This window comes from Sinorhizobium chiapasense (genome assembly GCF_045277575.1).
Lineage (GTDB): Bacteria > Pseudomonadota > Alphaproteobacteria > Rhizobiales > Rhizobiaceae > Ensifer > Ensifer chiapasense_A.
This window is the reverse complement of sequence record NZ_CP144205.1, coordinates 54,530-80,636: the sequence shown is the minus strand read 5'-3', so window position 1 is coordinate 80,636 and position 26,107 is coordinate 54,530. Positions and strand designations below refer to the sequence as shown.

Genomic DNA, 26,107 nt, shown 5'->3' with positions numbered 1-26,107 from the left:
CGTTGGATCACTTCACTGTTGCAAGGAAGATCGGGCCATCTAACACGCGGGTCCGGCCGTTGCCAAGAACTCCGTCTCACGGCGTTCAGTCTGCCTTTTCGGCGGCCTCCACGGGAGGATTGACCTGCTTGAAGGTGAGCGGGGGCGCTTCTTCTTCAAACGTCTTCACCCGCTGATCGTAGTGCGGCGAGATCGTGCCCAGCACGCGGTCCCAGAACGAGAAATAGTTGCCATAGTTGTAGCGGAACGCGGAATGGTGCTGATCGTGGAACGTCGTACACAACAACGGCGAAGGGTAACGCGCCGTCGATGCTGCGAAATATTCGAAGCCGCAATGCCCGAACATGCCGTTGAAATGTTCGAACAGCCGATGCCCGATGAGGATCGCGGGCGGAAACGGGATGATGAAAACGACGACGGCCGAGTAACTCTGCAAGAGGAAGTTGTCGAAGACATCCTCCGAATAGGTGCTCCAGATCGTTGGCGCGACGCTTTTGTGGTGCAGGGCATGCAGCGGATAGAGCCACTTGGTGTGCAGCAACCGGTGCATGAAATAGAACCAGGTGTCGTAGAGGAACATGCACAATACGAAGAGCGGTACTGCCGCCCACCAATTGAGGGCCCAGGGCGCCGGTGCCCAGCCCTTCTGCTGGGTGTAGAGGCCGATCGTCAGCGGCAGGCAGGCGCTGAACATCGACGCCAGGCTCTGGCGGATTTCGGCGTTGCGCGGCTTGTCGGAGCCGCGCCCCTTCTGGATTTTTCGCTCGGGATTGCGTTCGTTGAACCACGTCAGGCCGTAGCCAAGGGCAAAGTAGGTGACGACGGTGAACGTATAGAACCCGAACAGGAAAAGCAGATAGAACAGTTCGTCCGACATTGGCACCTGCATCCCCGAGCCAAAACCGCGTGCCGGAAGATGCCACGCCGTTTCGACAATTCAAAGTGGAATTCCATGCGCCGGCATTGCGGCCCGAGCAGCGATTTGCATTTTTCTCATTTGCCGCCACCTTTCCCCATGTCATAAGGCGGTCATGAAAAAGCTCGATCGCCTGCCGCACCATTCCGACTTCGCCCATGTCACCGACTGGGTGTTCGACCTCGACAACACGCTCTATCCGCACCACGTCAATCTGTTCGCGCAGATCGACCGCAACATGACGGCCTATGTGGCGCAGCTCTTGTCGCTGGACCCGGCCGATGCGAAGAAGCTGCAGAAAGACTACTACCGCGACCACGGCACGACGCTCAAAGGCCTGATGGTCAATCACGGCGTCGACCCGAACGAGTTTCTTGAGCAGGCGCATGCGATCGACTACTCGATCGTTCCGCCGGATCCGGCGCTCGGCGAAGCCATCAGGTCGCTTCCGGGCCGCAAGTTCATATTCACCAACGGCAGTGTCGCCCATGCGGAGATGACGGCACGGGCGCTCGGGATTCTCGATCATTTCGACGATATCTTCGACATCGTCGCTGCCGATTTCGTACCGAAGCCGGCGGGTGAAACCTATGACAAGTTCATGAGCCTGCACCGGGTCGATACCCGGAATGCCGCGATGTTCGAGGATCTGCCGCGCAACCTCCTGGTGCCGAAGGCGCTCGGGATGACGACGGTGCTGCTGGTGCCGCGCAATCTCGAATACACCTTTGCCGAATCCTGGGAAAAGTCGAACGACACGGACGAGCAGATCGACTACGTGACGGAAGATCTCACCGGTTTCCTGCGCCGTCTGGTCACCGATCTCTAGACCGCGGCGAGTGGAGCGGGAAGCGGGCGAAGGCCCGCAAGCACTTTCCCATCCCGCTTCGACACAATTCGGCCTCCGAAAAACCCCTTTTCGGCCAATGACTTAAATTACAAAAGTTTAACTGGTGCAGCGCACGCCTCCGGCTATCCTTTCGATCAGGACAACCCGATCGAAAGGAAGCATGATGTCGAAGAAGACCCTGATCCTCGGTGTGACCGCGCTGGCTATAGCCGTCACCGGAATGGCCGCCCCTTCCTTTGCAGCGCGCGAAAAGATGACGCCGGAACAGCGGGCCGAGCGCATGATCCAGCGGCTCGACGGCAACAAAGACCAGAAGGTTTCGCTTGCCGAGTTCCAGGCGCATGTCGCCACCAACTTCAAAACCTTCGACGCCAACGGTGATGGCCAGATCAGCGCCGACGAGATGAAGGCAAAGCGCGAAGCCTTCCGCGAGGCGCGCAAAGCCTGGCGCGAGGCCAAGGACAAGAGCGGCACGGAGCGCGAAACGGCCCTTGCGAAGCTTAAGGAAGTTCACCCCGCCATGCTGCCGGGTCTGCGACCGAAAGCCTTCAAGCGTGTCGACACCGACGGCAACGGCTCCCTGAGCACCAGCGAAGTTTCAAGCGCCGCCGAGGCCATGTTCAAGCGCCGTGACAAGAACGGCGACGGTGTCATCGACGCCGCAGACTTCACCAGAAAGATCTGAGCCCGGATGACGACGCCCTCTCCTGCCCGGTAGAGCGTGTCGTCTGCGTGGCGCCTCCCCCTCGCATCGGACGCGATTGCCAGGGGGAGGCGTGAACTCCGGATCCTCCCAAACGACAATGCCGTGCACCAGCTATGGAGCACGGCATTGTCGTTTCAACTGACGAAGATGAGGCCGACCGGGAGCGGGATGCTCTAAATTAGCGTCGTCCGTTCGCCATCGGCACCGACTTCGGATCGACGGTTTCATAGAAGCGGGAAATGATCTCCCAGGCCTCTTCCGCCGTTTCGACGAAATGCACCAGATCAATGTCATTGGGTGCGATCGTGCCGAACTCGGCAAGCGCCTCGAAATTGATGATCGAACGCCAGAACTTTTCGCCGAAGAGAACGAGCGGCACCAGCGCGAGGCGCCCGGTCTGCATCAGCGTCATCGTTTCAAAGAGTTCATCGAGCGTACCGAAACCACCGGGGAAGACGGTGACGGCCTTGGCGCGCAAGAGGAAATGCATCTTGCGGATGGCGAAGTAGTGGAAGTTGAAAGACAGTTCCGGCGTCACGAAGCGGTTCGGCGCCTGCTCGTGCGGCAGCACGATGTTGAGGCCGATCGACGGTGCACCGACATCGTCGGCGCCGCGGTTGCCCGCCTCCATCACGCCCGGTCCACCGCCTGTGACGATCACATATTCCTTGTAGTGCAGCTTGGCCGAATGCTCGGAGCAAATCCGTGCGAACTTGCGCGCTTCTTCGTAATAGACCGAGGCGGCTTCGAGGTTCTTGCGCTGCCTCTCGTTCTTTGCCGCCCAGGCGTCGCCGCCGGGCTCGGGAATGCGGGCGCCGCCGAACATCACAACGGTCGAGTTGATGCCGCGTTCTTCCAGCATCATTTCGGTCTTCAACAATTCGAGTTGCAGCCGCACCGGACGCAATTCCTCGCGGCAAAGGAAATCGTCGTCGATATAGGCGAGACGATAGGAGGGCGAGGCCGACTGTGGCGTGACCGGAACCGTCAGCACTCGCTGCCGGCTCTGCGAGCTGTCGGCCAGTGGATCCCAGACCCCGTCCTTGCGGCGCAGGGCGCGCTTCTTCATGCGTGCCATCGTGTCGTCTTTCCCGTCGCGTTCCGGACAATCGGCATCTCGTCCAGACGCGTCCTATCCTCATTTCTCGATCATGAAGGCCGTATGCGCATTTCCTGGATCGGATCCGGAAATGGCGCAGCAGACCAAGGCGCTGCCGCGGCCCTTGCGCATCTCGCACAGGTGCGCGGCGCTGTAGTGCCGGAGTCGCCCGACTTTGCCAAGCCCTCGCGGCCCAAGGGACCTGAAAAGCCCTTCAACTTTTCAGGATCACGCTCCGAAGGGCCGCGCGTTCTTCCGCACACGCCAAGGTCGCGCGACGCCTACTGCATGTTTCCTTTAATCGTAGCCGATTAAAGGACAAAAACATGCAGCAACTCAAAGTGCTACAGCGACCTTTTGCGCGTCTGATAAGACGCGCGGCGCTGTAGACCTGCTGCATTATTTTGTCCTCAAATCGATTCCGATTTAAGGAATTATGCAGTAGAGCTTTCGCAGGATAACCGCCGAACTTTAAGGAATTCCGATGACCAACCACGACCTCGCCTCCCTGTCGCAGACGATCGAGACCGCCTTTGAAGACCGCGATTCCGTGAACACCGCTACGCGCGGCCCGGTGCGCGATGCCGTCGAGACGGCGCTCAACCTGCTCGACAGTGGCAAGGCCCGTGTCGCTCAGCGCGGCGAGGATGGCGTGTGGACGGTCAATCAATGGCTGAAGAAAGCGGTGCTCCTGTCCTTCCGCCTCAACCCGATGGAGATCGTCAAGGGTGGCCCGGGCCAGTCCGTCTGGTGGGACAAGGTACCGTCGAAGTTCGACGGCTGGAGCGTCAACGAGTTCGAGAAGGCCGGCTTCCGCGCCGTTCCGAATTGCGTCGTACGCCGCTCGGCCTATATCGCCCCCAATGCGATCCTGATGCCCTCCTTCGTCAACCTCGGCGCCTATGTCGGTGAAGGCACGATGGTCGATACCTGGGCGACCGTCGGCTCCTGTGCCCAGATCGGCAAGAACGTGCATCTTTCGGGCGGCGTCGGCATTGGCGGCGTTCTGGAGCCGATGCAGGCCGGCCCGACGATCATCGAGGATAATTGCTTCATCGGCGCCCGCTCGGAAGTCGTCGAAGGCTGCATCGTGCGTGAGGGTTCCGTTCTCGGCATGGGTGTCTTCATCGGTAAGTCGACCAAGATCGTCGACCGCGCCACCGGCGAAGTGACCTACGGCGAGGTTCCCCCTTACTCCGTCGTCGTTGCCGGTTCGATGCCGTCAGGCTCAACCATGGCCAACGGCCAGCCGGCGCCCAACCTCTATTGCGCTGTCATCGTCAAGCGCGTCGACGAGAAGACCCGCTCGAAGACCGGCATCAACGAACTGCTTCGAGACTGATGCGATGACACCGGAGGGGCCACAGCCGAGCATGACCTGGCTGTTCTTCAGCCCCTCCGGTCGCATCGGTCGCCTGCCCTTCTTTCTATCGTGGCTGTTCTGGTTCCTGATCGGCGGTTTTGTCGTCGCCAGGATGGTCGCCAACGAAGAACACGAGACGGCGCTGGCCCTTTGGACGCTGGCATTCGTCGTCTCGGCTCTCGTTTCGCTGCCGTCGATCGCCATGCTGGCGATCAAGCGCCTGCACGATATCGGCTACCCTGGCCCGCTGTCGCTTTGCCTCTTCATTCCTGTCCTGAGCCCCGTGGTTTTCATTGCTCTTTGCCTGTGGCCGGGAGAGCCGGGACCGAATGAGTTCGGCGTCCATAGCGACGAACCCGGCCCCTGACCGTTCGCCCCTGTACAAGAACCGCGCGACCGCGTATGTAGCGCGCCATGACAGGCCCGCGACGTGTTGGCCGCGGCAATTGGCGCCCGTGACGATCCGATCGTCCAGGGCATGACGACCGAAATCCGAAAGACAAGATATGATTGAGTTCGAAGGGATCGCGCCTGCGATCGCCGAGGCGTTGGCAAAACGCGGTTACAACGAATTGACGCCCGTTCAAAAGGCGATGCGCGATCCGGAACTCGCCGACAGGGACGCACTCGTCTCGGCGCAGACCGGCTCCGGCAAGACGGTCGCCTTCGGCCTGGCGCTGGCGCCGACCTTGCTCGGCGACGAGCGCCGCTTCGGCCCGGCCGCCGCACCGCTGGCGCTGGCGATCGCGCCGACGCGCGAACTGGCGCTGCAGGTCAAGCGCGAGCTCGAATGGCTCTACGGTGAGACCGGCGCGACCATCGCTTCCTGCGTCGGCGGCATGGACATGCGCACCGAGAAGCGGGCGCTGGAGCGCGGCGCGCACATTGTCGTCGGCACCCCCGGACGTCTCTGCGACCATATCCGCCGCAACTCGCTCGACATTTCGTCGCTCCGCGCCATCGTGCTCGACGAGGCCGACGAGATGCTCGACCTCGGTTTCCGCGAGGATCTCGAATTCATCCTCGAGGAATCGCCTGACGATCGTCGCACCCTGATGTTCTCGGCAACCGTGCCGAAATCGATCGCCACGCTTGCCAAGAACTACCAGCGCGATGCCGTGCGCATCAGCACCGCTTCGGAACAGAAGCAGCATGTCGATATCGAGTATCGCGCCCTGACGGTGGCGCCGAACGATCGTGAAAACGCGATCATCAACGTGCTGCGCTACTACGAGGCCAGAAACGCGATCGTCTTCTGTTCGACGCGCGCCGCGGTCAACCATCTGACCGCCCGCTTCAACAACCGCGGCTTCTCGGTCGTGGCGCTCTCGGGCGAACTCAGCCAGAACGAGCGCACCCATGCCCTGCAGGCCATGCGCGACGGCCGCGCCCGCGTCTGCATCGCCACCGACGTCGCCGCCCGCGGCATCGACCTGCCGGGCCTGGAACTGGTCATTCACGCGGATCTCCCGACCAACTCCGAGACGCTGCTTCACCGCAGCGGCCGCACCGGACGCGCGGGCCAGAAGGGCGTCAGCGCACTGATCGTGCCAGTCAACCAGCGCCGCAAGGCCGAGCGGCTGCTCGACGGCGGCCGGATTACCGCGACCTGGGCGCGGCCACCGTCGGCCGACGAAGTCAGCCAGCGTGACGACGAGCGCCTGCTTGCCGATACGAGCTTTGTCGAGCCGATCCGCGAAGACGAACAGGCGATCGTGGCGGCTTTGCTCGAGCGGCACGGCGCCGAACAGATGGCCGCCGCCTTCGTGCGCCAGTTCCGCTCGGGACGTTCGGCCCCGGAGGACCTGGTCGAGGTCGCCGTTGGCGACAGCCGCGCCAAGCCGCGCCGGGACGAACGCACCGGACCGCGTGAGGATTTCGGCGCCGAGCGCGCCGATTTCAGCGACGGTAGCTGGTTCTCGCTGTCGGTCGGCCGCAAGCAGAGTGCCGAGCCGCGCTGGCTGATCCCGATGCTCTGCCGTCATGGCAAGCTGACCAAGCGCGACATCGGCGCCATCCGCATGCAGCAGGAAGAGACCTTCGTCGAGATGACGGCCGAAGGCGCCGAGCGCTTCCTGTCGGCGATCGGCAAGGACAAGACGCTGGAAAAGGGCATCCGCGTGAAGCCGCTGGCGGGTGCGCCCGATCTTTCGCAGCAGCGTCAGGAAAAGCCGGTCTTCGCCAAGAAGCGCCCGCGCCCAGAGGACGGCCCGCGCGACGAGCGCAAGGACTTCAAGCCGAAGCGCAAGTTCGAAAAAAAGGCCGGCTATACCGACGGTCCGGCCTATACCGAAGATCGCCCGCCGGCAAAGGCTGCCGATAAGCCCTGGAGCAACAAGAAGAAGGACAAGCCGCAAGGCGGCAAGGACGGCGGCTTCAAGCCCAAGGCCAAATCCAAGGGCAACGCCAAGAACCGCCAGGGCTAGAGCGGGATGAGGAAAGTGTGTCGGTTTTCCGCCCGCATCCCGCTCCAACTTATTAGAATCGATCACATTGATGGTTTTGGGTCGACCCGACCCAAAATCATCGTGATCTAAGCCGACGCGACAGAGTTCACAGCCAGTCAAAAAGCGCCGCGAGCCGATCGCGGCGCTTTTTTCGTGGATAGGGTTCTGAGCGATGTTGGCTCAGGCTTCCAGGAAGCGCAGGCCGGCGACGGCGACGATGATCATCGCGATACAGGTGATGCGCATCCAGGAGACCGGGTCGCCGAAGAGCACGATGCCGAGCACTGTGATGCCGACCGAACCGATGCCGGTCCAGGCGGCATAGGCCGTGCCTGCTGGCAGGTCACGCATCGCAATCGTCAGGAGATAGACGCTGCCGAGAGCAGCGGCGATGCCGATGGCGCTCGGCACCAGCTTGGTCCAGCCCTCCGCATATTTCAGTGCCAAGCCCATGACGATCTCGATGAGGCTCGCCGCTATCAGAATGATCCATGCCATGTTCGTCTCCGTTTGGAATTCTCACATGACGAACAAGCTGGTAGCATAGGCACCGAATGACAATTACGCACCTTTTGGTAACTATGGAAAATCACGACAAGCCAGCGCCCGTGACCTCCGTCCCCGACGTCTTCGATCCGACCTGTTCGTCACGCCATGCACTGGAACTGATCGCCGGCAAGTGGCCGATGCTGATCCTTTCGGCGCTCGAAGGCGGGCCGATGCGCAATGCCGCGCTGATGCGGAGGCTCGGCGATATTTCGCAGAAGATGCTGACGCAGACGCTGAAGGAGCTGGAGCGCAACGGCCTCGTCATTCGCGAGGACAAGAAGACCGTGCCGCCGCATGTGGAATACAGCCTGAGCCCGGTCGGCCGGTCGCTCAGCGAAACGCTGCTGGTGCTCGATCGCTGGGCGGAGACACACTTCGGCGCGCTGGACGCGGCACGTGAACACTACGACGCCAAACGCGGCGGGTGAGGCTCACCCCGCGTCGAGCTGCGACTGGGCGACGACCTTTACCACCCAGTCGGCAAAGACGCGCAGCCGGCTGCTCAAGTGCCGGTTCGGTGGATAGACAAGGTAGATCGGCTCCGGATCGATCTGCCAATCAGTGAGCACCGGGATCATCGTGCCGGCATGCAGATCGTCGCGCACCATGAAGAGGGGCACTTGGATGACACCCAATCCGGCGCGCGCGGCGGCGAGATAGGTCGTCGCCTCGTTGGCCGCGACGCTGTAACGGCCCTGGATCTCCATCTCTTCGTTCCCGCGGCGGAAATGGTAGGGCATCTGCTGGCCGGTCTTCGGCATGAAATAACCGACGACGGAGCAATTCTTTGCGAGGTCGGAAGGATGCTGTGGCATTGCGTGGCGCTTCAGATATTCCGGCGAGGCGCAGGTGACGAATTTCATCTCCGTAATGCGCCGAGCGATCAGTGACTGGTCCGTCAGAGCACCGCCCCGGATGGCGCAATCGACGTTCTCCGCGAGATAGTCGACCGTCCGGTCGGAAACACCGAGATCGATCTGGATGTCCGGATACTTGCGATTGAACTCAGGAAGTGCTGGGACGATGATCAGATTGGCGAAGGCACCCGCCGTCTCGACACGCAATCGCCCCTTCGGCAAGCTCTGGGCGCTGGAAAGGCTGCCGTCGAGTTCATCGAGGTCGGTCAAAAGGCGTGCCGCCCGCTCGTAGTAGAGCGCACCGTCCGGCGTCACCAGCACGCGGCGGGTGGTGCGGTTCAGGAGCTTCGTGCGCAGATGCGCCTCCAGCCCCTGGATGAGATTGGTCAGCGTTGCCTTGGGCATGCTGAGCGACGCGGAAGCGCGCGTGAAGTTCCCGGTTTCGACAACCCGGAGAAACGCGCGCATGGCCGTGAGCTGGTCCATTTTCAAGAGCCGAAATTGTTCGAGAATACGAATAGTGTAATCAGATAGAAGAGACTATTCCAGACGGCAGACAATGATATGCTCCCATCGTGGTGTGTTGTCGCCACATGTGGGTTGGCCTCTGGCCGAAGGCAAGAGAGATGGGCGAACTGTTCAAAGTGGAGACGATGCAGACCGGCCAAGGCTGCTGCACGGCACGCGTCTACCGCGGCGAAGCTTTGCTCAATCCGCCGCCGGTCGTGTTGCACCTGCACGGCGGCTCCTTCGTCGGCGGAACGATCGCCGCCGGCGAGCGCGTCGCCGAGGCGCTCGCGGCGGCTGGAGCGGTGGTGATCTCTCCGGAATATTCCGCGGCCTGCCTCAATCCATTTCCCGCGGCGCTCGACGTCGCCTACGCCATGCTGTCGTCGATGCGCTCGCGCTGCCCGCAGTTCGCGCACAAGAAGTCGTCGCTGTTCGTGGCCGGCGAAGAGGCAGGCGGCAATGTTGCCGCCGGCGCCGCGCTGATGGCGCGTGACCAGTATCTGACCGATCTCAAGGGCCAGATCCTGCTGTCGCCGATGCTCGACCCTTGCCTGGCGACGGAATCGTTCCGGCAATACTGTCCGCAGTCCTCGGCGCAATCGATCGCCGACGGCTGGCAGCGTTACCTCGGGCAAAGCGGTGGCTTCACCCATCCTTACGCCGCGCCGGCCCACTGCACGCGGCTTGCCGGCCTCGTACCTTCGCTGATCGTGACCAGCGAAGAGTGTCCGATGCGCGACGAGGCTGAAGCCTATGCCGAGCGTCTGCGCAGGGCAGGCGTGATGGTTGAGTCCCATGTCCTGCCCGGACGAGCCGGATGGTTGCCGCAGAGCGCGGCTTCCGGCGAAGGCTGGCCGGCACAGCAGCAAGAAATTACCGGCATTTTCTCTCGCTTCTTCCAGAAGACGGGGGCAAAGCCGGCGGAAATGACGGTGCGTTAGACAAGGGCGGCGGTCACCCAGCCCATTCCCTTGATCTGACATCGAAAGCAAAGCGCCGGCTCCCAACCGGCAAGGAGAGAAAAGATGACATCGACAGTGACCCGTCGGGCCCTCTGGGGCGCCGGCCTGAGTATCCTTTTGTCTGTCGCCGGCGGTGGTGCCGTCATGCTCGGCTTGCCGCAGCATTTCGAGGCCGACGCCGCCACCGAGACCGCCGCGGCGCCACCTCCGGCCGTGCCGGTTTCGGTGGCGCGGGCGCAGTCCAAGCGCATCACCACCTGGGAAGAATTCTCAGGCCGGCTCGAAGCGATCGAGCGCGTCGAGGTTCGCCCGCGCGTCGGCGGCGCCGTCCTCAAGGCGCACTTCCGCGAAGGCGCGCTCGTCAAACAGGGCGATCTCCTGGTGACGATCGATCCGGAGCCCTATGCGGCGGCCGTCGAACGGGCGAAGGCCCAGGTCGAAGCAGCCGAAGCGCGCGTCGCACTTGCCAAGATCGAACTCGAGCGCGGCCGCAAGCTGGTGACCACCAGCGCCATTCCGCAGAGCGGCGTCGACCAACGCGCCAGCGCCTATGACGAAGCCCAGGCAGAGGTACGCTCGGCCAAGGCGGCTCTGCGCACCGCCGAACTCGACCTGCAATATACCGAGGTGCGCGCGCCGATCTCCGGCCGCGTCGGCCGGCTCGACGTGACTGCCGGCAACCTGGTCGCCGCCGGTTCCGCCTCGCCCGTGCTGACGACGCTCGTCTCGGTCGACCCGATCTATGCGAGCTTCAACGCCAGCGAAGAGGTCGTCACGACGGCGCTCGCCAAGCTCGCGGCTTCGGCCGGCGGCAACGCGATCGAACGCCTTCCGGTCCAGGTCGGCACCGCCGCCGACGAGGGCACGCCGATCACCGGCCATATCCAGCTCATCAACAACGAGGTGGATGCGGCAACCGGTACGATCCGGGTACGCGCGGCGCTCGAAAACGCCGACGGCAAGCTGATCCCCGGACAGTTCGTCCGCATCCGCATCGGCGAGCCGGACCCCGAGGAAAAGCTCGTGATCAGCGACCGCGCCATCGGCTCCGACCAGGACAAGAAGTTCGTCTTCGTCGTCGGCACCGACAACAAGGTCGAGTATCGCCAGGTGAAACTCGGCCCGAATTCCGACGGTCTGCGCATCGTCGAAAGCGGCCTGAAGTCCGGCGAGAACATCGTCATCAACGGCCTGCAGCGGGTCCGCCCCGGCGTCGTCGTGGCGCCGCAGCAGGTCGAGGAAACGACCGCCTCGATCGCCAAATGATTTAGTCGACCCTTCGCCTGGTGCGAAGGGTCCGCCAACCCAGGCATCACTCAGCAGACATGGCCGCGCGGCGAGGATTTTGCCGCGGAAGCCCGAGGTCTGCCCGAACGCGTCCCAAGGGGGATATTATGAATTTCTCACGCTTCTTCGTCGACCGCCCGGTCTTCGCGGGCGTTCTTTCGGTCCTGATCTTCGTGGCCGGCCTGATCGGCATGACCGGTCTGCCGATCTCGGAATATCCCGAAGTCGTGCCGCCGCAGATCGTCGTGCGTGCGCAATATCCGGGCGCCAACCCGGCGGTCATCGCCGAAACGGTGGCAACCCCGCTAGAAGAACAGATCAACGGCGTCGAAGGCATGCTCTACATGCAGAGCCAGGCGACGGCCGACGGCCTGATGACGCTCACCGTCACCTTCGAGCTCGGCACCGATCCGGACCAGGCCCAGCAGCTCGTGCAGAACCGCGTCTCGCAGGCCGAGCCGCGACTGCCCGAGGAGGTGCGCCGCCTCGGCGTCACCACCGTCAAGAGCTCGCCCGACCTAACCCTGGTGGTGCACCTGATCTCGCCGAACGGGCAATATGACATCAACTATCTGCGCAACTACGGTGTGTTGAACGTCAAGGATCGGCTGGCCCGCATCGAAGGCGTCGGCCAGGTCCAGATCTTCGGCGGCGGCGACTATTCGATGCGCGTCTGGATCGACCCGCAGAAGGCCGCCGAACGCGGCCTGGCGGCGAGCGACATCGCCAATGCGGTGCGCGGCCAGAACGTCCAGGCGGCGGCCGGTGTCATCGGCGCCTCGCCGTCCGTTCCGGGCCTCGACCTGCAGCTTTCAGTCAACGCGCAAGGCCGCCTGCAGACCCCTGAGGATTTCGCCAACATCGTCGTCAAGTCCGGCGCCAATGGCGAAGTCACCCGCCTCGGTGACGTCGCCCGCGTCGAGATGGGTGCCGCCGATTATTCGCTGCGCTCGTTGCTCGACAACAAGCCGGCCGTCGGCATGGGCATTTTCCAGGCACCGGGCTCGAACGCGATCCAGATCTCGGAAAACGTGCACAAGGCCATGGCCGAGCTGAAGCTCACCATGCCCGAAGGCGTCGACTACGAGATCGTCTACGACACCACGCAGTTCGTGCGCGCCTCGATCGAGTCGGTCATCCACACGCTGCTCGAAGCGATCGCTCTCGTCGTCATCGTCGTCATCGTCTTCCTGCAGACCTGGCGCGCCTCGATCATCCCGCTCGTCGCCGTGCCGGTGTCGATCGTCGGCACCTTCGCGGTGATGTATGTCTTCGGCTTCTCGATCAACGCGCTCAGCCTCTTCGGCCTGGTGCTGGCGATCGGCATCGTCGTCGACGACGCGATCGTCGTGGTGGAAAACGTCGAACGCAACATCGAGCAGGGCCTGTCGCCGGTTCAGGCGACCTATCGCGCCATGCAGGAAGTCTCCGGTCCGATCATCGCCATCGCGCTGGTGCTCGTCGCCGTCTTCGTGCCGCTCGCCTTCATCACCGGCCTCACCGGCCAGTTCTACCGCCAGTTCGCGCTGACGATCGCGATCTCGACCGTCATCTCGGCGCTCAACTCGCTGACGCTGTCTCCGGCGCTGGCCGCCCTTCTGCTCAAGGACCATCATGCGCCGAAGGACTGGCTGACGCGGGCGATGGACAAGCTCTTCGGCTGGTTCTTCCGCGGCTTCAATCGCTTCTTCGGGGCGAGCTCGGAAGCCTATGGCCGCGGCGTCGGCCGGATCCTGACGCGCAAGTCGCTTATCATGGTCGTCTATGTCGTGCTGCTCGGCGTCACCTTCACGCTGTTCCGCGCCATCCCCGGCGGCTTCGTGCCGGCCCAGGACAAGCAGTACCTGATCGGCTTCGCCCAGCTTCCGGATGCCGCGACGCTCGACCGGTCGGAGGACGTGATCAAGCGCATGAGCGAGATTGCGCTGAAGCACCCGGGCGTCGAGAACGCCATCGCCTTCCCGGGCCTGTCGATCAACGGCTTCACCAACTCGTCGAACTCCGGCATCGTCTTCGTCGCCCTGAAACCCTTCGAGGAACGCAAGACGCCTGAGCTCTCAGGCGGCGCGATCGCCATGCAGCTCAACCAGGAATTCGGCGCGATCCAGGATGCCTTCATCGCCATGTTCCCGCCGCCGCCCGTCCAGGGTCTCGGCACGACCGGCGGCTTCAAGCTGCAGATCGAGGACAAGAACGGTCTCGGCTACCAGGCACTCGACGAGGCGGCCAAGGCTTTCCTCGCCAAGGCCCATCAGACGCCGGAACTGGCCGGGCTCTATTCGAGCTACCAGATCAACGTGCCGCAGCTCTATGCCGACCTCGACCGCGTCAAGGCGCGCCAGCTCGGCGTGGCGGTCACCGACGTCTTCGAGACGCTGCAGATCTATCTGGGCTCGCTCTACGTCAACGACTTCAACGCCTTCGGCCGCACCTACAGCGTGCGCATCCAGGCGGACGCCAACTACCGCAGCCATGCCGACGACATCGGCAAGCTGAAGGTCCGTTCGCAGTCCGGCGAGATGATCCCGCTGTCGGCGCTCTTGAAGGTCGAGCAGACGGTCGGCGCCGAGCGGGCGATCCGCTACAACGGCTTCCTGTCCGCCGACATCAACGGCGGCCCGGCACCGGGCTTCTCCTCCGGCCAGGCACAGGCTGCCATCGAAAAGATCGCAGCCGAAACGCTGCCGCCAGGCATCGGCTTCGAATGGACCGACCTGACCTACCAGCAGATCCTGGCCGGCAACTCCGGCATCCTGGTTTTCCCGCTGGCGCTGCTGCTCGTCTATCTCGTGCTCGCTGCCCAGTATGAAAGCCTGACGCTGCCGATCTCGATCATCCTGATCGTACCGATGGGCATCATGGCGGCGCTGGTGGGCGTCTGGCTGACGGGCGGCGACAACAATGTCTTCACCCAGATCGGTCTGATCGTGCTGGTCGGCCTGTCGGCGAAGAACGCCATCCTGATCGTCGAGTTCGCCCGCGAACTGGAACTGTCGGGCAGCACGCCGGTCAAGGCTGCGATCGAGGCGAGCCGGCTGCGTCTCCGCCCGATCCTGATGACCTCGATGGCCTTCATCATGGGCGTGGTGCCGCTGGTGACGTCCACCGGCGCCGGTGCGGAAATGCGCTCGGCCATGGGTGTCGCGGTCTTTGCCGGCATGATCGGCGTCACCGCCTTCGGCATCTTCATGACCCCGGTCTTCTACGTGCTGATCCGCAAGCTCACCGGCGAGCGGCCGCTGAAGCACGCCGGAGCCCATATCGAAGCGCCGCATCTCGCGCCCGGCGAGTAAGGCCCCTCCCCTCCTTTCGCGATCTTCAGGCGGCCGGATCACTCCGGCCCGTCGAAGCTGCGGCGCTGCGCCTCCGCCCAGGCGCGGCGCCGTTTTGCGTCCCGCATGACGGTTCCCATCCCACGTGACAGTTCCTTGGCGATCGGATAAACCAGCAGCCTCCATTCCTTTGGCCCAGCGGCCATGCAGACGGCATAGCGTTAGATGACCTCCACCGATCCGATCGCCAATCTCGCCACTCTCATTCTCTGCCCCTCGGTCACCCCGGCCGAAGGCGGAGCGCTTTCCGCCCTCGAAGCCATGCTGAAGCCGCTCGGCTTTGCGGTCGATCGCGTCGTGGCCAAGGATGTCGGCACGCCCGATATCGAGAACCTCTATGCGCGGCTCGGAACCGAAGGCCCGCATCTGATGTTCGCCGGCCATACGGATGTGGTTCCGGTCGGCGACGAAGCCGCCTGGAGCCATGGGCCATTTTCGGCCGAGATCGCCGGCGGCGAGATGTACGGCCGCGGCGCCGTCGACATGAAGGGCGGTATCGCCTGCTTCGTCGCGGCGATCGCCCGCCACATCGAAAAGCACGGGCTCCCGAAGGGCTCGGTCTCCTTCCTCATCACCGGCGACGAAGAAGGCCCGGCGATCAACGGAACCACCAAGCTTTTGCAATGGGCGGCTGAGAAGGGCGAGCGCTGGGATGCCTGCCTGGTCGGCGAACCGACCAACCCGGAGAGCCTCGGCGACATGATCAAGATCGGCCGGCGCGGCTCGCTCTCCGGCCGCATCACCGTCAACGGCGTGCAGGGACATGCCGCCTATCCGCATCTCGCCGACAATCCGGTGCGCGGCATCCTGCAACTGACGCAGGCGCTGATGGATCCGCCCTTCGACAACGGCACCGAGAGTTTTCAGGCATCGAACCTGGAAGTAACCACGATCGACGTCGGCAACGGCGCCGTCAACGTCATTCCGGCCAAGGCGTCGGCTGCCTTCAACATCCGTTTCAACGACACCTGGACCGCCGAAAGCCTGATGGCGGAAATCGTCGCCCGGCTCGACCGAGCGGCCGCTGCCGGCAGCCTGCGGCCGGATCGTGCGCCCGTCCGCTACGAGATCACCTGGGCCGAGCGGCCGAGCCACGTGTTCCTGACGCGCAACAACGCATTGATCGATTCGCTTTCCGGTGCGGTCGAGGCGGTGACCGGCCGGCAGCCGAAGCTGTCGACGACGGGCGGCACCTCGGATGCGCGTTTCATCAAGGACTATTGCCCGGTGGTCGAATTCGGCCTGGTCGGCCAGACCATGCACATGGTCGACGAGCGCGTCGCCGTCGCCGACCTTGAAACCCTGACCAATATCTACGAGACCTTCATCAACAGCTGGTTCGGTCATGCCGCTGCTTGACGAGGTGCTTGCCTATATCAAGGGCCTCTGGCTCTTGACGCAGGGCAACGAGGAGGGCTTCCGCTGGCTCGACTTCAGCGAGAGCGGCCTCTGGCGATCATTCACGTCGATGCTCTGGTGCCTGCCGGCGATTGCCGTCACCTGGGCGTCCTGGCGGCTTTATTATCTCTCGGCGATGCCCGCCGGCACGACCATTGGCGCCGGCTTTATCCTCAAACTGCTCGTCGTCGATCTCGTCAGTTGGCTGCTGCCGCTGGTGCTGATCGCCATTTTGTCGCGCCCGCTCGGTTTTGCCGGGGCCGTCGTGCCGATCGTCGTCACCACCAATTGGCTCTCCGTGCCGCTTTCCTATGCGATGGCGATGCCGGCGGCGATACGGCTCACCATTCCCGGCAGCCAGGGCCTGACGAGCCTGATCTGGCTGACGCTGCTCGTCGTCAGCGTCGCCGTGCTCTTCCGGCTTTTGCGCATGGTGACGGGTAACCAGACCCTGCTGGCCTCGGCGCTGACCGCCCTCTTCCTGCTGCCCTCGATGATGATCGGCGATCTCTTGCAGCGCTTCTTCGGCCTGGTCCCGAGCTAAAGCCTCGGGATCAATAATCCACCTGAAGGAAATAAAGCCCCTCGGACGGGGCTACGGGGCCGCAGGCCTTGCGGTCGCGCGCTTCGAGCGCCGCCTGCAGATCGTCCGGCGTCCACTTGCCCTCGCCCACCAGCTTCAGCGAGCCGGCGAAGGAGCGGATCTGGTTGTGCAGGAAGCTCTGCGCCGTCGCGCGGATCTCGATGACGCCGCCGACGAGCGCAACGTCGAGCCGGTCGAGCGTGCGCACCGGGCTCGTCGCCTGGCAATGGGCGGAGCGGAAGGTGGTGAAATCGTGATGGCCGACGAGGCGCTGCGCGCCCTCGTGCATCGCCACGTGGTCGAGCGGCTTCGGCACCCACCAGGCGCGCCTGGCTTCGAGCGCCAGCGGCGCCGGCCGTGAGATGATCCGGTAGAGATAGTGTCGGCGCAGCGCCGAGAAGCGCGCGTCGAACTCCGGCGACACTTCTTCGGCTTCCAGGATCGCCACCCGCTCGCCTGCAAGCCCCAGATGCGCGTTCAGCGCGTTGCGCAGCGTATAGGGTTTCCATGGCCGCGTGAGATCGACGTGCATGACCTGGCCGCTGGCGTGCACGCCGGAATCGGTACGGCCCGCGCCGCGGATCGAGACGGTCTCGCCGGTCAAGGACAGGATCGCCTTTTCGATCGCCCCTTGCACGGATTGGCCGTTGTCCTGCCGCTGCCAGCCGACATAGTCCGAGCCGTCATATTCGACGGTCAGCTTGAACCGCGGCATCAGCCGACCCTCGTAGCGGCGGCCACCGGCGTTCCACGCAGGAAGTCGGCGGCGCCGAGCGCCTTGCCGCCGGCGCGCTGCAGGCGCGTAAGCCGCACCGCGGCTTCGCCGCAGGCGATCGTGAGGTTGTCGTCGAGCACCATGCCGGGCTCGCCGGAGCCTGAGGCCGGTTCCGAGTTCAGCACCTTGATGCGTTCCGGCTTGCCGGCGATCTCGAGCTCGAACCAGGCGCCCGGGAAGGGCGACAGGCCGCGGATATGGTCGTGCACCGCGCGGGCGGGACGAGCGAAGTCGATGCGGGTTTCGGCCTTGTTGATCTTCTGGGCGTAGACGACGCCCTGTTCGGCTTGCGCCGTCAGCGGCAGATCGCCGGCCGCGAGCTTCGCCATCGCCTCCCGCATCAGGGTAGCGCCGACCAGCATCAGCCGGTCGTGCAACTCGCCCGCCGTCATCGTCTCGCCGATCTGGACCGCCTTGGTCAGCGCGACCGGGCCGGTATCCAGCCCCTTGTCCATCTTCATCACCATCATGCCGGTCTCGTGATCGCCGGCCATGATGGCGCGCTGGATGGGCGCCGCACCCCGCCAGCGCGGCAGGAGCGAGGCGTGGCCGTTGTAGCAACCGTATTTGGTGCCGGTGAGAATCGCCTCCGGCAAAAGCAGGCCATAGGCGACGACCACGGCGACATCGGCGTCGAAGTCGCGGAAGGTCTGGCGGTCGGCCTCGTCTTTGAAGTTGACCGGCGTCAGCACGGGAACGCCGAGAAGCTCTGCCGCCTGATGTACCGGCGATTTCTGCAAATCGAGCCCGCGGCGACCGCCCGGTCGCGGCGGCTGCGTGTAGACGGCGACGATCTCATGGCCGGCTTCGGCGAGTGCTGCCAGCGTCGGCACCGAAAACTCGGGCGTGCCCATGAAGATGATGCGAAGCGACAAGGCGGTGAACTCCGTCCTCTCAGTTCAAATTGCGCAATTCCGGACGGAAAACCGTTTCACACTTTTCCTGGAATTGCTCCAGAGATTCAGGCCCCTTCAAACGGGTTTCCCGCCTGCAAATCAAGCCCTCGGCGCGATATGTCTCGGCCGCTGACCGTTCGGCGGCTCAGATCGCCTTCGCGCCGCGGGTCTTGGCGGCCTTGGTAAACTTGCGGATCACCATGTCGCGCTTGAGCTTGGAAATATGATCGATGAACAGCACGCCGTTCAAGTGATCGATCTCGTGCTGCAGGCAGGTGGCGAGCAGGCCATCGGCCTCGATCGTCTGCTCCTTGCCGTCACGGTCGAGATGCTTGACGGTGATCGAAGCCGGACGCTCGACCTCGGCGTAATAATCCGGGATCGACAGGCAGCCTTCCTCGTAAACCGAGCGCGCATCGGACGAAGCGACGATCTCGGGGTTGATGAAGACCAACGGGGTCTTCTCCTCGCCCTCCTTCGATACGTCGAGCACCAGCATGCGCTTGGCGACGCCGATCTGGATCGCGGCAAGGCCGATACCGGGGGCGTCGTACATGGTTTCGAGCATGTCATCGGCCAGACGGCGGATGTCCGCGTCAATGGTTTCGATCGGCGTGGAAACCTGCCGAAGCACAGGATCGGGAAGGATGATAAGCGGCTTGATCGTCATGCTGCTCCCATAGCCGATCTTTCCATCGGCGCGCAAGGAAATTGCCTTGCTACCTGCGCCACCCGCTCGCGCTTCGCCGGGCGTTAACCGCCCCGCGCAAATGTTCTCGTTTTGATCTACACTTCACGAGAGAATCTGTTAGGTTTGGCGCATGGAACCTGCGCCCCTCCCCCTTGCCCAACCGCTATTTTTCGTCGGCACCTTGCCGATCACCTTGGGTCATCTCGCGATTGCCGCCGGGCTTGTGGTCATCGTCGCCGGCCTGATGGCGCTTGCGCGGCGGCGGGACACCCACGACGAGGAGCGGCAGGAACAGATGGCGATGCTGCTTGCGGCGCAAACGGAGATGCAAGGACGCGTAGCCGCCATGGCCGAGGTTTTCGGCGCCCGGCAGGCAGAGCTCAACCAGACGCTCAGTCAGCGCATCGACGGCATGACGCACCGCATCGGCGCTTCTATCACCGAGCAAACCAAGGCGACGCACGAAAACCTCAGGCGACTGCAAGAGCGCCTCGCGGTCATCGACACCGCCCAGAACAACATCCAGTCGCTGGCCAAGGACATGGCCGGATTGCAGGCGATCCTTTCAAACAAGCAAACGCGCGGCGCCTTTGGCCAATCGCGCATGGAAGCGATCATCGCCGACGGGCTGCCGATGGGTGCCTTTGAATTCCAGACGACGTTGTCCAACGGCGCGCGGCCCGACTGCACCATCCGCATGCCGAATGGCCAGCCGCCGCTCGTCATCGATGCCAAGTTTCCGCTGGAAGCCTGGAATGCGATGCGCGATGCAGAAACCCCGGAGCGTCGCCAGCAGATCGCCCAGCTCTTCCGCCGCGACATGGAAACGCATGTACGCGATATAGCCAGCAAATATCTGATATCCGGAGAAACGCAGGACACCGCCTTTCTCTTCGTGCCGTCGGAATCGATCTTCGCCGACATCCACGAGCACTTCGAAGCCATCGTGCAGAAGGCGCATCGCCAGCGGGTCGTCATCGTCTCGCCATCGCTGCTGCTGCTCTCGATCCAGGTGATCCAGGCGATCCTCAAGGATGCGCGCATGCGTGAGCAGGCGCATCTGATCCAGGGCGAAGTCGCCAGGTTGATGGAGGATCTGAGCCGCCTTGACGAGCGCGTGCGCAAGCTTCAGGGCCACTTCGCCATGAGCCAGAAGGATGTCGAGGACATCCTGGTTTCCTCCAGCAAGTTGACGCGCCGCGGCGCGAAGATCGAGGCGCTCGAGCTCGAGGCCGAGGGCGGCACGCGAGAAACAAGCGGTGAGCGCGCCACGGTCGACAATCGCGTCGGGCAATTGCGCCTGCGGGTGGTTGACGAGGACTGACGCAGTCGGGCACTCTCCGGCCCACTTTGCCAGCCAACAGGATGTTCACATGATCACTGTTTTTGGGTCCATCAACATGGACCTGATCGCCACCACCGCACGCCTTCCAAAGCCCGGCGAAACCGTCGCCGGAACGGGCTTCTCGACCGCGGCCGGCGGCAAGGGCGCCAATCAGGCGCTTGCCGCACGACGCGCCGGCGCGACGGTGCGGATGGCGGGCGCAGTTGGCGCCGACAGTTTCGCCGACGGTGCACTGGAACTGCTGAAGGGCGCCGGCACCGACCTGTCGCTGACCAAGACGGTAAACGAGCCGACCGGCACCGCGCACATCCTCGTCGGTGGCGACGGTGAAAACGTCATCGTGGTCGTCGCCAGCGCCAATGCGACGGTCGACGGGGCCGATGCGGTGAAGGCCGTCGACGGCATGACGCCCGGCGACACTCTGATGCTACAGCTCGAAATTCCGGCGGCATCGGTCGAAAAGGCGCTCACCGCAGCCAAACAGAAAGGCGTGCGTTCGGTCATCAACATCGCCCCGCTGACGCCGGAGGCAGCCCACCTCGGCCGCATGGCCGATGTCGTGATTGCCAACGAGACCGAGTTCGAACTGCTCGCCGGCCGGAGCGGTATCAGCAGTGCCGAGCGTGAAGATGCGATGAAAGCGCTTCATGCCGAAACGGGACAGACGGTCATTGTCACGCTCGGCGCCGAAGGAGTCGTGGCTGTGCATGAAGGTGAGATCCAGCGAGCCAAGGGCCTGAAGATCGAGCCGGTCGACACGGTCGGCGCCGGCGACACCTTCTGCGGCTACCTCGCCGCCAGCCTAGACGCCGGCATCGCTTTCCCCGACGCGCTGCGCCGTGCGGCCGTTGCCGGTTCGCTCGCCTGCCTGAAGCGCGGCGCACAGCCCTCGATCCCGCTTGCTTCGGAAGTGGCGGCGCGCCTTTAGTTCGCGATGGGTTTGAGCCGGATCGGCCAAACACGCAAAACGCAAACGCTCCGCAAAATGGAGCCGAGCGCGGGCGGAAATCTGCCCGCGCTTTTTCTTTGTCGCGCTCTCACGTTACGTTGTTTTCGCCCTCGAAGTCACCGCCTTCGCAATCCGGACAGCCGATGTCGCGGAGATAAAACTTCGCGCGCAATTTTATCAAAGCTACAGGTAAAACAGCGTCCGCGTTGGCCCTATCTTAAGATTCTCCAGTCTATTCAGGACCCTGAGAGAGCCGGCTCGAAATGATCCGGTCGCCTCCAACATGCCGGTCGGCATCTGACGCTCCATGATGGAGTTCACCCCCATTGCGAAATGCGTCCGCCGCAGGTGAGAGCCTGCGGACCTCCCAGCACGTGAGGATTTCATGTTCAAGTTCCAAGCCAAATCGCTGGCGACCAAACTGATCGCGGTGACAGGCGGCACGATCGCACTTGTCCTGCTTGCCTCGAATTTCGTTCTCATCTCCCAGACCCAGGATCGCGTCGAAACGCTGGTCCTCGAACAGGCGAGCGGTGAAGCCCGGGCAATCGCCTCGGACATCGCCGGCGACGTCGGCGAGCTTGCAAGCGCTGCCCGCTCGATGGCCGGTATTCTCGGCCGCGCGCATGCCGAAAAGTCGCTGGAGCGCACCGGGGTGATCAACATTCTCAGGGCGAACCTGGAACAGAACCCCTTCGCCTTCGGAAGCTGGTTCGCAGAGGAGCCCAAGGCCTTTGACGGTCGCCAGGAGGACGTTGTCAACAACAAGGAACTGGGCGGCAACGACCAGGGCATCTTCACGCCCTACTGGTCGAAGAGCCGCACCAATGAAATCCAATACTCCACCTTCGGTGCCGACTACGCGGCCGAGTGGTACAAGCTCGCGGCTAAGAGCGGCAAGGGCGCAATCACCCAGCCCTACACCGCACAGGACACCGACGTTCCGACCGCAATGAGCTCGATCGCCTACCCGGTCATGTCCGGCGGCAAGCTGCTCGGGGTTACCGGCGTCGACATTTCGCTCGCCTCGCTGGCCGACGGCCTCGCGAAGCTGAAGCCCTTCGAAACCGGGCGCGTCTACCTTCTGTCGCAGAGCGGCAAGTGGCTGGTCGCGCCGATCCCGGAGCTCCTGCTCAAGCAGTATGACGGCGAAGGCAACGACGTGGTCGCGAACGCGCTCGCCTCGGGCAAGCCCGGCATCATCTCCAACCTCACCTATGATGGCAACGAGCCCTTCGACCGTCTCGTCTATCCGTTCGCCCTGTCTGGCGTGAACACCAACTGGGTCGTGCTCGTCGACGTGCCGCGCACGGCGATCAATGCGCCAGTCAAGGACCAGACCTATATGATGATCGTCGGCGGCCTCGTCGTGCTCGGCGCCGTGCTTCTCGGTCTCTATCTCGCCGTCCGCGGTTTTGTGCAGAAGCCCCTCGCCGCGCTCGTCAAGGATGTGAACAGCCTCAGCCACGGCGATTATAGCAAGGCGATCGCCGGCCAGGATCGCTCCGACGAAACCGGCGAAGTGGCCAAGGCGCTCGAAGGTTTCCGTCACCAGCTCGCCGATACCAAGCGCCTCGAAGGCGAAGCCCGCCACGAGCGCGAGCAGGCCGAGCATGAACGCAACCGCTCGGAAACCGAGCGCGCCGAAAGCAGCGCGCTGCAGCGCGACATCGTCGCCCGCCTTGGCAAGGGCTTGTCGCATCTGTCGTCGGGTGATCTCGCCTTCCGCATCACCGATGAGTTCCCGGGCGAATACGCCCAGCTCAAGCGCGACTTCAACGCGACGATGGAAAGCCTCGAAGAGACGATCCGCACGGTCAACCATTCGGTCGTCAACATCGGCAACGGCACGAGCGAAATCAGCAGCGCCGCCAATGATCTGTCGCACCGCACCGAACAGCAGGCGGCGAGCCTCGAAGAAACCGCGGCAGCCCTCGACGAGCTGACCTCGCAGGTCAATGCCAGCGCCGAAAACGCCAAGGTTGCCGCCAAGTCGGTGGAAGTCGCCAGCGGCGACGCCGAACAGTCCGGCGAAGTGGTGCAGAAGGCGATTGCCGCCATGCAGGGCATCGAGCAATCCTCGCACGAGGTCAGCCGCATCATCGGCGTCATCGACGAGATCGCGTTCCAGACCAACCTCCTGGCGCTGAATGCCGGCGTCGAAGCGGCCCGCGCCGGCGAAGCCGGCAAGGGTTTTGCCGTCGTCGCCCAGGAAGTACGCGAGCTCGCCCAGCGTTCCGCCAATGCCGCCAAGGAGATCAAGACGCTGATCAACACCTCGGCCGGCCAGGTGCGCGAAGGCGTCGAGCTCGTCGGCAAGGCGGGCGGTGCGCTCGAGAAGATCGCCGAGCAGGTGGTACAGATCAACGGCCTCATCCGCCAGATCTCGAGCTCGGCCTCCGAGCAGGCCGTCGGCCTCAAGGAGATCAACTCGGCCGTCAACCAGATGGATCAGGTGACGCAGCAGAACGCCGCCATGGTCGAAGAAACGACGGCGGCCGGCATGGCGCTTAACGAAGAGGCGCGCACGCTCAACGCACTGGTCGCCCGCTTCCGCGTCGCCCAGTCCCCGGCATCGGTCCAGCCCTCGTCCTCCGAGATGCTGCGCGGCACAGCGGAGCGCATGCGTGCGGCCGAACGTCCGGCTCCCGCGGTGGCCCGCGAGGCGCGGCCGGCCCCGACAAGCCCGGCACGGAGCAGCTACTCGGCTTCGACACAACGGGTGCTCACCCAAACCTCGGGCGCCAACGCCCTTGCCCAGGATAATTGGGAAGAGTTCTGATCAACAGATCGGACCAAACGAAACGGCGCCTCCTGGGGCGCCGTTTCTGTTTGGAGCATAATTATCGAACGCAGGCTCAGATGCGCGCCAGGCGCTCGGTCAAGAGATCGAAGAAGCCCTGGTCGTCGACGAAGCGCATGACCTTGGCATTGTGCGGCCGGCCGGTGACCTGCCACCAGTCGACCACGGTCATGCCCGCCGTCAGCGGCGATTTGGTCTCAATCTCGACATTGCAATCCCGGCCGGTGAAGAGCTCCGGCCGCAGCAGATAGGCAATGACCGTCGGGTCGTGCAGCGGGCCGCCATCGGTGCCGTATTTCTCGATGTCGAAGCGCTCGAAGAATTCGAGCATTTCGGCCATGGCGATCGCCGGGCGGCTGCCGATGTCGCGGATCTTCTGCACGCGCGCCTTATGCGTGAGCACGCGGTGGGTGACGTCGAGCGGCATCATCACGATCGGAATGCCCGAGCGGAAGACGATGTCGGCGGCTTCCGGATCGACATAGATGTTGAACTCGGCCGCCGGGGTGATGTTGCCACCCTCGAAGAAGCCGCCGCCCATCATCACCAGTTCCTTCACCCGCGGCGCAATCTCTTGCGCCTTCTGAAGCGCAAGCGCAATGTTGGTGAGCGGCCCCAGCGTGCAGAGCGTCACCGTGCCCTCCGCCTCGTTGCGGAGCGTCTCGACGATGAAGTCGACGGCGTGCTGCTCCTCGAGTTTCATCTTGGGTTCGTCGAGCGTCGGGCCGTCGAGGCCGGTCTTGCCGTGCACATGTTCGGCGGTCACCAGCGCGCGGGCGATCGGCTTGTCGGCACCGGAAAAAACCCGGACCTTCGGCCGATCGCAGAGCTCGCAGAGAATGCGCGCATTGCGGGCCGTCAAGGCCAGCGGGACGTTGCCGGCAACCGTGGTGATGCCGAGCAGGTCGATCTCTTCCGGGCTGCCGAAGGCGAGCATGATGGCGGCGGCATCGTCCTGCCCGGGATCGGTGTCTATGATTATCTTTCTCGGCGCGGGCACTCTTTCGTCCTCCCTGGATCACGTTCGTTTGTTCGATATGGCCCAAGCCGACAGCGCCGCGCGTCCGTTCGGACGCGCAAAGGCCGCTGTCGCACTTTGAAGTGCCGCATGTTCCGATAAGGGGAACATGCGGTGGGCGCGATCGATTTCAATATACCGGAGCGGAAACGAGGCAACGTCTGCGGCGCGCTGCCCGCCTCACTCCTGGATTCTGCGAGAGCGGACTATGATTTGCGTGCACGTAAGAGGCAAGCGGCTTGCACTCATTGCGCACAGCTACCATATTGCGGCGAGGATGCTGCTGGGCAGGTCCGAACAACGGTCGCTTGATCTCGCAAGGACTTGAGGAATGAGCCGAATTACGCCCTTTACGAGCCCGCTGCTGCTGGGTTTCGACACAATGGAAAAGACCCTTGAGCGCATCGCCAAGGGCAATGACGGATACCCGCCCTACAATATCGAGCGCATCCGCGGCGATGCAGCCGTTGACGCACCGGAGCGTCTCAGGATCACGCTCGCCGTGGCCGGGTTCTCCGAAGAAGACCTCGAAGTCACCACCGAAGAGAATCAGCTGGTCATTCGCGGCCGCCAGGTCGACAACGGTGATCGCGACTATCTGCATCGTGGCATCGCTGCGCGCCAGTTCCAACGCACCTTCGTTCTGGCGGACGGCATGAAAGTGCTCGGCGCCGAGCTGCGCAACGGCCTGCTCTCCGTCGACCTCGTCCGTCCCGAACCGGTACGTATGGTAAAGAAAATTAACATTTCAGTCCCAGAGTAGGATAACCG

23 protein-coding genes are annotated in these 26,107 nt (G+C 63.6%); 15 read left to right on the top strand and 8 right to left on the bottom strand.

Going from position 1 to position 26,107, the window contains the following annotated elements:
* Positions 1-85: 85 nt before the first annotated feature.
* Positions 86-877, bottom strand: a complete 792-nt coding sequence (locus QM996_RS00375) for a sterol desaturase family protein (protein ID WP_500268815.1) — start codon at positions 875-877, stop codon at positions 86-88.
* Positions 878-1,031: 154 nt separating this feature from the next.
* Between QM996_RS00375 and QM996_RS00370 the strand changes: the two genes are divergently transcribed.
* Both QM996_RS00370 and QM996_RS00365 read left to right on the top strand, forming a co-directional pair.
* Positions 1,032-1,745 (top strand): HAD family hydrolase, encoded by a 714-nt coding sequence (locus QM996_RS00370; RefSeq protein WP_500268814.1) that lies wholly within the window; start codon positions 1,032-1,034, stop codon positions 1,743-1,745.
* 181 nt (positions 1,746-1,926) lie between these two features.
* Positions 1,927-2,451, top strand: a complete 525-nt coding sequence (locus QM996_RS00365; RefSeq protein WP_500268813.1) for an EF-hand domain-containing protein — start codon at positions 1,927-1,929, stop codon at positions 2,449-2,451.
* A 199-nt stretch (positions 2,452-2,650) separates the two neighbouring features.
* Here the strand turns inward: QM996_RS00365 and QM996_RS00360 are convergent, their stop codons facing one another.
* Positions 2,651-3,550, bottom strand: a complete 900-nt coding sequence (locus QM996_RS00360; RefSeq protein ID WP_500268812.1) for an LOG family protein — start codon at positions 3,548-3,550, stop codon at positions 2,651-2,653.
* 505 nt (positions 3,551-4,055) lie between these two features.
* Here QM996_RS00360 and dapD point away from each other — a divergent pair.
* From dapD to QM996_RS00345, 3 genes are all read left to right on the top strand, one after another.
* Positions 4,056-4,913 carry a 2,3,4,5-tetrahydropyridine-2,6-dicarboxylate N-succinyltransferase gene (gene dapD, locus QM996_RS00355; RefSeq protein WP_173515384.1) on the top strand — a complete coding sequence of 286 codons (858 nt, stop codon included), beginning with the start codon at positions 4,056-4,058 and terminating at the stop codon, positions 4,911-4,913.
* A 4-nt stretch (positions 4,914-4,917) separates the two neighbouring features.
* Positions 4,918-5,301 carry a DUF805 domain-containing protein gene (locus tag QM996_RS00350; RefSeq protein ID WP_500268811.1) on the top strand — a complete coding sequence of 128 codons (384 nt, stop codon included), beginning with the start codon at positions 4,918-4,920 and terminating at the stop codon, positions 5,299-5,301.
* Between the two features lie 139 nt (positions 5,302-5,440).
* Positions 5,441-7,360 carry a DEAD/DEAH box helicase gene (locus QM996_RS00345; RefSeq protein ID WP_500268810.1) on the top strand — a complete coding sequence of 640 codons (1,920 nt, stop codon included), beginning with the start codon at positions 5,441-5,443 and terminating at the stop codon, positions 7,358-7,360.
* Between the two features lie 201 nt (positions 7,361-7,561).
* Here the strand turns inward: QM996_RS00345 and QM996_RS00340 are convergent, their stop codons facing one another.
* Positions 7,562-7,879: a DMT family transporter gene (locus QM996_RS00340; protein ID WP_429811071.1), complete on the bottom strand. Its 318-nt coding sequence runs from the start codon at positions 7,877-7,879 to the stop codon at positions 7,562-7,564.
* A gap of 56 nt (positions 7,880-7,935) precedes the next feature.
* On the opposite strand from QM996_RS00340, the gene QM996_RS00335 reads away from it, so the two are divergent.
* Positions 7,936-8,358, top strand: coding sequence for a winged helix-turn-helix transcriptional regulator (locus QM996_RS00335; RefSeq protein ID WP_500268809.1), 423 nt, complete (start codon positions 7,936-7,938; stop codon positions 8,356-8,358).
* A 3-nt stretch (positions 8,359-8,361) separates the two neighbouring features.
* Here the strand turns inward: QM996_RS00335 and QM996_RS00330 are convergent, their stop codons facing one another.
* Positions 8,362-9,273: a LysR family transcriptional regulator gene (locus QM996_RS00330; protein WP_500268808.1), complete on the bottom strand. Its 912-nt coding sequence runs from the start codon at positions 9,271-9,273 to the stop codon at positions 8,362-8,364.
* Positions 9,274-9,413: 140 nt separating this feature from the next.
* Here QM996_RS00330 and QM996_RS00325 point away from each other — a divergent pair, with 140 nt between their 5' ends.
* The 5 genes from QM996_RS00325 to QM996_RS00305 all read left to right on the top strand — a co-directional run bounded on the left by QM996_RS00325 (position 9,414) and on the right by QM996_RS00305 (position 16,820).
* The gene (locus QM996_RS00325; RefSeq protein ID WP_500268807.1) at positions 9,414-10,238 is read left to right on the top strand and encodes an alpha/beta hydrolase family protein; all 825 of its coding nucleotides are present in this window, start codon (positions 9,414-9,416) and stop codon (positions 10,236-10,238) included.
* Positions 10,239-10,322: 84 nt separating this feature from the next.
* Entirely contained in the window at positions 10,323-11,525 is a 1,203-nt protein-coding gene (locus QM996_RS00320; protein WP_500268806.1) for an efflux RND transporter periplasmic adaptor subunit, read from the top strand.
* Between the two features lie 128 nt (positions 11,526-11,653).
* Complete coding sequence (locus QM996_RS00315; protein WP_500268805.1) at positions 11,654-14,839, top strand: efflux RND transporter permease subunit; 3,186 nt, start codon at positions 11,654-11,656, stop codon at positions 14,837-14,839.
* A 204-nt stretch (positions 14,840-15,043) separates the two neighbouring features.
* On the top strand, positions 15,044-16,237 hold the full coding sequence (dapE, locus tag QM996_RS00310) for a succinyl-diaminopimelate desuccinylase (protein WP_500268804.1): 1,194 nt from the start codon (positions 15,044-15,046) through the stop codon (positions 16,235-16,237).
* The gene (locus QM996_RS00305) at positions 16,224-16,820 is read left to right on the top strand and encodes a hypothetical protein (RefSeq protein WP_500268803.1); all 597 of its coding nucleotides are present in this window, start codon (positions 16,224-16,226) and stop codon (positions 16,818-16,820) included. Before dapE ends, QM996_RS00305 begins: the two co-directional genes overlap by 14 nt.
* 10 nt (positions 16,821-16,830) lie before the next feature.
* Here QM996_RS00305 and truA read toward each other — a convergent pair whose 3' ends face one another.
* The 3 genes from truA to def all read right to left on the bottom strand — a co-directional run bounded on the left by truA (position 16,831) and on the right by def (position 19,200).
* Complete coding sequence (gene truA / locus QM996_RS00300) at positions 16,831-17,574, bottom strand: tRNA pseudouridine synthase A (RefSeq protein WP_500268802.1); 744 nt, start codon at positions 17,572-17,574, stop codon at positions 16,831-16,833.
* Entirely contained in the window at positions 17,574-18,509 is a 936-nt protein-coding gene (gene fmt, locus QM996_RS00295) for a methionyl-tRNA formyltransferase (protein WP_500268801.1), read from the bottom strand. The genes truA and fmt overlap by 1 nt, the downstream gene beginning before the upstream one ends.
* Before the next feature lie 166 nt (positions 18,510-18,675).
* Entirely contained in the window at positions 18,676-19,200 is a 525-nt protein-coding gene (gene def, locus QM996_RS00290) for a peptide deformylase (RefSeq protein WP_173515372.1), read from the bottom strand.
* 151 nt (positions 19,201-19,351) lie between these two features.
* Between def and QM996_RS00285 the strand changes: the two genes are divergently transcribed.
* The 3 genes from QM996_RS00285 to QM996_RS00275 all read left to right on the top strand — a co-directional run bounded on the left by QM996_RS00285 (position 19,352) and on the right by QM996_RS00275 (position 24,297).
* On the top strand, positions 19,352-20,545 hold the full coding sequence (locus QM996_RS00285) for a DNA recombination protein RmuC (protein ID WP_500268800.1): 1,194 nt from the start codon (positions 19,352-19,354) through the stop codon (positions 20,543-20,545).
* Positions 20,546-20,594: 49 nt separating this feature from the next.
* Complete coding sequence (locus QM996_RS00280; RefSeq protein ID WP_500268799.1) at positions 20,595-21,494, top strand: ribokinase; 900 nt, start codon at positions 20,595-20,597, stop codon at positions 21,492-21,494.
* 406 nt (positions 21,495-21,900) lie between these two features.
* On the top strand, positions 21,901-24,297 hold the full coding sequence (locus tag QM996_RS00275) for a methyl-accepting chemotaxis protein (RefSeq protein ID WP_500268798.1): 2,397 nt from the start codon (positions 21,901-21,903) through the stop codon (positions 24,295-24,297).
* A gap of 76 nt (positions 24,298-24,373) precedes the next feature.
* On the opposite strand, the gene QM996_RS00270 is transcribed toward QM996_RS00275, so the two are convergent.
* Positions 24,374-25,318: a nucleoside hydrolase gene (locus QM996_RS00270; RefSeq protein ID WP_500268797.1), complete on the bottom strand. Its 945-nt coding sequence runs from the start codon at positions 25,316-25,318 to the stop codon at positions 24,374-24,376.
* A gap of 349 nt (positions 25,319-25,667) precedes the next feature.
* On the opposite strand from QM996_RS00270, the gene QM996_RS00265 reads away from it, so the two are divergent.
* Positions 25,668-26,099, top strand: a complete 432-nt coding sequence (locus QM996_RS00265) for an Hsp20 family protein (protein WP_173515367.1) — start codon at positions 25,668-25,670, stop codon at positions 26,097-26,099.
* Positions 26,100-26,107: the final 8 nt, after the last annotated feature.

What these genes read in the sequence shown, in the direction of transcription:
- QM996_RS00375 (WP_500268815.1), bottom strand. Translation starts at nt 877, where the DNA reads ATGTCGGACGAACTGTTCTATCTGCTTTTCCTGTTCGGGTTCTATACG.
- QM996_RS00370 (WP_500268814.1), top strand. Translation starts at nt 1,032, where the DNA reads ATGAAAAAGCTCGATCGCCTGCCGCACCATTCCGACTTCGCCCATGTC.
- QM996_RS00365 (WP_500268813.1), top strand. Translation starts at nt 1,927, where the DNA reads ATGATGTCGAAGAAGACCCTGATCCTCGGTGTGACCGCGCTGGCTATA.
- QM996_RS00360 (WP_500268812.1), bottom strand. Translation starts at nt 3,550, where the DNA reads ATGGCACGCATGAAGAAGCGCGCCCTGCGCCGCAAGGACGGGGTCTGG.
- dapD (WP_173515384.1), top strand. Translation starts at nt 4,056, where the DNA reads ATGACCAACCACGACCTCGCCTCCCTGTCGCAGACGATCGAGACCGCC.
- QM996_RS00350 (WP_500268811.1), top strand. Translation starts at nt 4,918, where the DNA reads ATGACACCGGAGGGGCCACAGCCGAGCATGACCTGGCTGTTCTTCAGC.
- QM996_RS00345 (WP_500268810.1), top strand. Translation starts at nt 5,441, where the DNA reads ATGATTGAGTTCGAAGGGATCGCGCCTGCGATCGCCGAGGCGTTGGCA.
- QM996_RS00340 (WP_429811071.1), bottom strand. Translation starts at nt 7,879, where the DNA reads ATGGCATGGATCATTCTGATAGCGGCGAGCCTCATCGAGATCGTCATG.
- QM996_RS00335 (WP_500268809.1), top strand. Translation starts at nt 7,936, where the DNA reads ATGACAATTACGCACCTTTTGGTAACTATGGAAAATCACGACAAGCCA.
- QM996_RS00330 (WP_500268808.1), bottom strand. Translation starts at nt 9,273, where the DNA reads ATGGACCAGCTCACGGCCATGCGCGCGTTTCTCCGGGTTGTCGAAACC.
- QM996_RS00325 (WP_500268807.1), top strand. Translation starts at nt 9,414, where the DNA reads ATGGGCGAACTGTTCAAAGTGGAGACGATGCAGACCGGCCAAGGCTGC.
- QM996_RS00320 (WP_500268806.1), top strand. Translation starts at nt 10,323, where the DNA reads ATGACATCGACAGTGACCCGTCGGGCCCTCTGGGGCGCCGGCCTGAGT.
- QM996_RS00315 (WP_500268805.1), top strand. Translation starts at nt 11,654, where the DNA reads ATGAATTTCTCACGCTTCTTCGTCGACCGCCCGGTCTTCGCGGGCGTT.
- dapE (WP_500268804.1), top strand. Translation starts at nt 15,044, where the DNA reads ATGACCTCCACCGATCCGATCGCCAATCTCGCCACTCTCATTCTCTGC.
- QM996_RS00305 (WP_500268803.1), top strand. Translation starts at nt 16,224, where the DNA reads ATGCCGCTGCTTGACGAGGTGCTTGCCTATATCAAGGGCCTCTGGCTC.
- truA (WP_500268802.1), bottom strand. Translation starts at nt 17,574, where the DNA reads ATGCCGCGGTTCAAGCTGACCGTCGAATATGACGGCTCGGACTATGTC.
- def (WP_173515372.1), bottom strand. Translation starts at nt 19,200, where the DNA reads ATGACGATCAAGCCGCTTATCATCCTTCCCGATCCTGTGCTTCGGCAG.
- QM996_RS00285 (WP_500268800.1), top strand. Translation starts at nt 19,352, where the DNA reads ATGGAACCTGCGCCCCTCCCCCTTGCCCAACCGCTATTTTTCGTCGGC.
- QM996_RS00280 (WP_500268799.1), top strand. Translation starts at nt 20,595, where the DNA reads ATGATCACTGTTTTTGGGTCCATCAACATGGACCTGATCGCCACCACC.
- QM996_RS00275 (WP_500268798.1), top strand. Translation starts at nt 21,901, where the DNA reads ATGTTCAAGTTCCAAGCCAAATCGCTGGCGACCAAACTGATCGCGGTG.
- QM996_RS00265 (WP_173515367.1), top strand. Translation starts at nt 25,668, where the DNA reads ATGAGCCGAATTACGCCCTTTACGAGCCCGCTGCTGCTGGGTTTCGAC.